Genomic DNA, 3,680 nt, shown 5'->3' on the forward strand with positions numbered 1-3,680 from the left:
CCACTAAATGAAATCCAAAATTCTGGAGTGATTGAGGCAGGGACAATTCATGAATTGTCCCTGCCTCAATCACTCCAGAATTTTGGATTTCATTTAGTGGTAAGTAGGCGGGCTGATTTAAACGTAGGGTGGTTTAAACTATCGCTAATCCATACAATTATTAGGTTTCAGGCATTAATCTAACGATCGCGGAGCTTATATTTAATTGTGCCTACCTACATAATTGTGCAAACTTATTGCTCAATGTGCCCTACCCGATCGGGTTTTTTAGATTTTTGATTCCCCCGTGAACTCCTCCAAAATTTGTAACTGTGGGGGGTATGTAAAATAGAATATTTCATGGTTGTGGATATATTCTAACTGAAAGATACAAATAGTTTTTCTTTGATGAAATACTTTGAGACGAAATCTTCTCACATCTAAACCATCTTCTCTCACAAATTCTTCTGATTGAGAAAAATCACCAGGAAATACTGTATCAAAGTAAATTCCTAATTCACCCATTGCGATTAGGAAATAATTGCCAGCTAATTGACTAGCATACCAATGAGACGGGTTAGGAATAACATTGTAATATTGGCTATCATACCACCAATTCATCTGTTCGGATAGTTGTCTAGTAATGTCAAAGGTTTCTGTTTTTTGAAATTCTTTCCAACCTCTATCGAGGCTTTCTTGTAAAAGATAGTGGGAGGCTTTAATTTGTTGAAGTAGACTTTCAGAATACATAATTACTTAGAGGATGTTTGGAAATACGGAGACGATGTAAACAAAGTAATGATTTAGCATCGATCGGCTACTTAGATCCCCCCAATCCTGGGGAACTTTGACTCTAATTTAAGGGGGTAAAGGAACGATCGAGTGTCACTTTATACTTTCCAAACATCCTCTTCGCTTCAGTTTATAATTCTAGAATCGATTATAACTTACATTCTGTACTTTGTGAAGTTAGTGTGCGAACAGCGGTGTTTTAGGTGGATAGACCTTAATTTAAGAATTTAACTCTTTGGGAATAACTTTGACAATCCGATCCTTGCCATCTCGCAAGATTCGGACTTGGATCTGTTTGCTGACATGACTATTTTCCATCACATCTTGCAACTGATTGGCATCGTGAATTGCCGCGCCATCGACTTCCAAGATCGTATCACCACGCCGCATTCCCGCTACAGATGCCGCAGTGTTGGGTAAAACACGAATTACCAATACACCATTAATTTCGGGAATCTGAAATGGTGCATTTGGATCTTGATTATTTTCAGAGGCAATTTCTGGGGTGAGTGTAACCATTTGGACACCGAGATAGGGATGCGAAACTTTTTCGCCGCGTGCTAATTGGGTGGAAATAGTTTTGGCTTTATTAATCGGAATCGCAAACCCAATCCCCATAGCATCGGCACGGATTGCGGTATTGATGCCGATGACTCGCCCCTGTGAATCGAGCAGTGGCCCCCCAGAATTACCCGGGTTGATAGCTGCATCGGTTTGAATGAAATCAAGGCGTTTGTCGGTCATGCCGACGGTCGAACTAGCCCGTTTGAGGGTACTAACGATCCCTAGGGTCACAGTATTGTCCAATCCGAAGGGATTGCCAACCGCGATCGCCCAATCACCGACTTTGACGATATCTGAGTCGCCGAGTTGAGCTGTGGGTAGGTTTTTAGCACCTTGGACTTTGATAACAGCCAGATCGGTGACTGGATCGACACCTTGGACTTTACCTTCCAAACTCCGGCCATCTTTGAGGATGACGGTGACTTTGTCGGCACGATCGACAACATGGGCATTGGTTAAAATGATGCCACCGCGATCGATAATAAAGCCCGACCCCTGACCGCGTAGTAGCTGCTGCTGGGGCAATCCCGTCATCGCCTCATCGCCAAAAAATGGGTCGATCCGCCGCGTAATCGTCCGCTCGGTATCGATTCGCACCACCGCCGCACCGACTAAATCGACAGCCTTACTGACAAAGCTCACGCCATTATTTTCCGCGATCGCCGCAGTAATCGGCACCGCTGCTCGGGCAGGTAGTGGCAAAAAGGTAGCAATAATTAACACGATCGTCGCGATCGCAGAACTTAGTCTTGACTTCATATTGCATTCAGCGATTGGTAATAACTCTTATTCTTTAATTGTGGCAATTTTCTCTATTAATGGTAGGTATTTAGCGTATTTAGCCAAAATCGGGCATGAAACACTGTTTCATACCCGATGTTAGTGATTGGGGCTAATTTGCAAGACCCCTAAAGCCTAAAGCCTAAAGCCTAAAGCCTAATTAACCGCGACCGCTAGGTGCGTTGTTGCGAGTTGGGGGTGCTTCGGGAGGTAATGGTGTAGTCAAGCTGGGGCTTGGCTTACAAGGACAGCCGATGCCACCACCAGCGATGACTAGGAATTGATTGAAGTCGCCACCTTGACTGGAGATCCCATCATTCCAACCAATCCGCACGCCTTGAGTACCCAAGGAGGTAGCATCATTCTCGAATTTTGCTAGCTGTGCGCCACCATTTCGCTCTGGTACAGAGTAGACGGTGGTAGCACCTTTACCTTTTTGAGTTGACTCTAGATAGAGTGTGTAGGGAGTCCCCGATTTGAATGTAAATTCGGCAAACGGTTTTCTAACTGCTTTACCAGCAGTACCGACCCGGTTTTTACCGGGTCTGTCTTGAGCGCGGGCTTCCGAAATTAGGGGAGTTTTTTCGCCAGTAGCTAGATTGAGTACGCCAAAAGTGGATTGAGCCGCGTTGTTGGATTTTACAAACGCAAATTCAATGATGGTGTCTCGATCGAATTGGACGGTATTATTATTAAATTGTTCGTCAGCAGTGGCAGAGGGAATGAAGCTACCGAATGCTGCTGTGGCGATCGCGCCGCAGCCGATGAGGAGTTGACGGAATTTAGCTAGTTGGGTCATTGTGTTCGAGCCTGACTTGGCGAGCGATGGATTGGTGGTCGCAATTATCGAGAGTAACCCGGAAGACAAGAGCGATTAAATTCGCCCTTGTAATTAACAGGTTATCTATGGGTGGTGTGCTGTCTGAAGGTAATTAGCTCAGAGCAGATCTCTACCAAAGTTGGCTGGTGGCTACCGAGCTGGTTGCAGTAGTACCACTCTTGACTGATTCAATAAACTGACGCGCTTCGGCTTGAGCAGCGGCGAGTTCTGCTGCGGCATCAGCTTCAGCAGCTTTAGCAGCTACTACTTCTGGGCGTGGAGCAGTACTAGGCGCACTGGCAGTAACATCGGCATTGGGACAACCACAAGCTGCAAGATCCGCAACACCTTTATCTACCGCATAGCGGACGGGGGTTGTATCTGCGGCAGCTACAGGTTGAGCTGCTTCGGCGGCTGAGAGGTTAGACACCGCAGTATCATAGCTAGCTTGAGCGACACTGACTCTGGACGAAATGGTTCCAGCCTGACCGCTAATCGCTGCACTAGCGCCACCGCCGGGAGTGCTTCCGCCACTATTACTACTACCAACGCTGACGCTGGGGATAGTGGTAACGTTACTACCGCTACTATTACTATTATTAGTAGCTGTTTGAGCGATCGCACTACCAGACTGTAGTAATCCAACGCAAGCTACTGTAGCGATAGCGCTACAACCGACGATCGCGTGGCGATATTTAGAAAGATTTAGCATGAATATCCAACCTTAATTTGATGGTTAATTATG

4 protein-coding genes are annotated in these 3,680 nt (G+C 45.9%); all 4 read right to left on the reverse strand.

The window, feature by feature from the left end; translation table 11 throughout:
- Positions 1–267 precede the first annotated feature (267 nt).
- The 4 genes from RMO27_RS05520 to RMO27_RS05535 all read right to left on the reverse strand — a co-directional run bounded on the left by RMO27_RS05520 (position 268) and on the right by RMO27_RS05535 (position 3,647).
- Positions 268–729 carry a hypothetical protein gene (locus RMO27_RS05520; RefSeq protein ID WP_309730207.1) on the reverse strand — a complete coding sequence of 154 codons (462 nt, stop codon included), beginning with the start codon at positions 727–729 and terminating at the stop codon, positions 268–270.
- Between the two features lie 261 nt (positions 730–990).
- Positions 991–2,094 carry an HhoA/HhoB/HtrA family serine endopeptidase gene (locus tag RMO27_RS05525; RefSeq protein WP_309730211.1) on the reverse strand — a complete coding sequence of 368 codons (1,104 nt, stop codon included), beginning with the start codon at positions 2,092–2,094 and terminating at the stop codon, positions 991–993.
- Between the two features lie 181 nt (positions 2,095–2,275).
- On the reverse strand, positions 2,276–2,914 hold the full coding sequence (locus RMO27_RS05530; RefSeq protein ID WP_309730213.1) for a hypothetical protein: 639 nt from the start codon (positions 2,912–2,914) through the stop codon (positions 2,276–2,278).
- Between the two features lie 151 nt (positions 2,915–3,065).
- Positions 3,066–3,647 carry a hypothetical protein gene (locus RMO27_RS05535; RefSeq protein ID WP_309730216.1) on the reverse strand — a complete coding sequence of 194 codons (582 nt, stop codon included), beginning with the start codon at positions 3,645–3,647 and terminating at the stop codon, positions 3,066–3,068.
- Positions 3,648–3,680 lie beyond the last annotated feature (33 nt).

Origin of the sequence: Chamaesiphon sp. OTE_75_metabat_556, assembly GCF_031378165.1 — a bacterium.
Classification (GTDB): Bacteria; Cyanobacteriota; Cyanobacteriia; order Cyanobacteriales; family Chamaesiphonaceae; genus Chamaesiphon.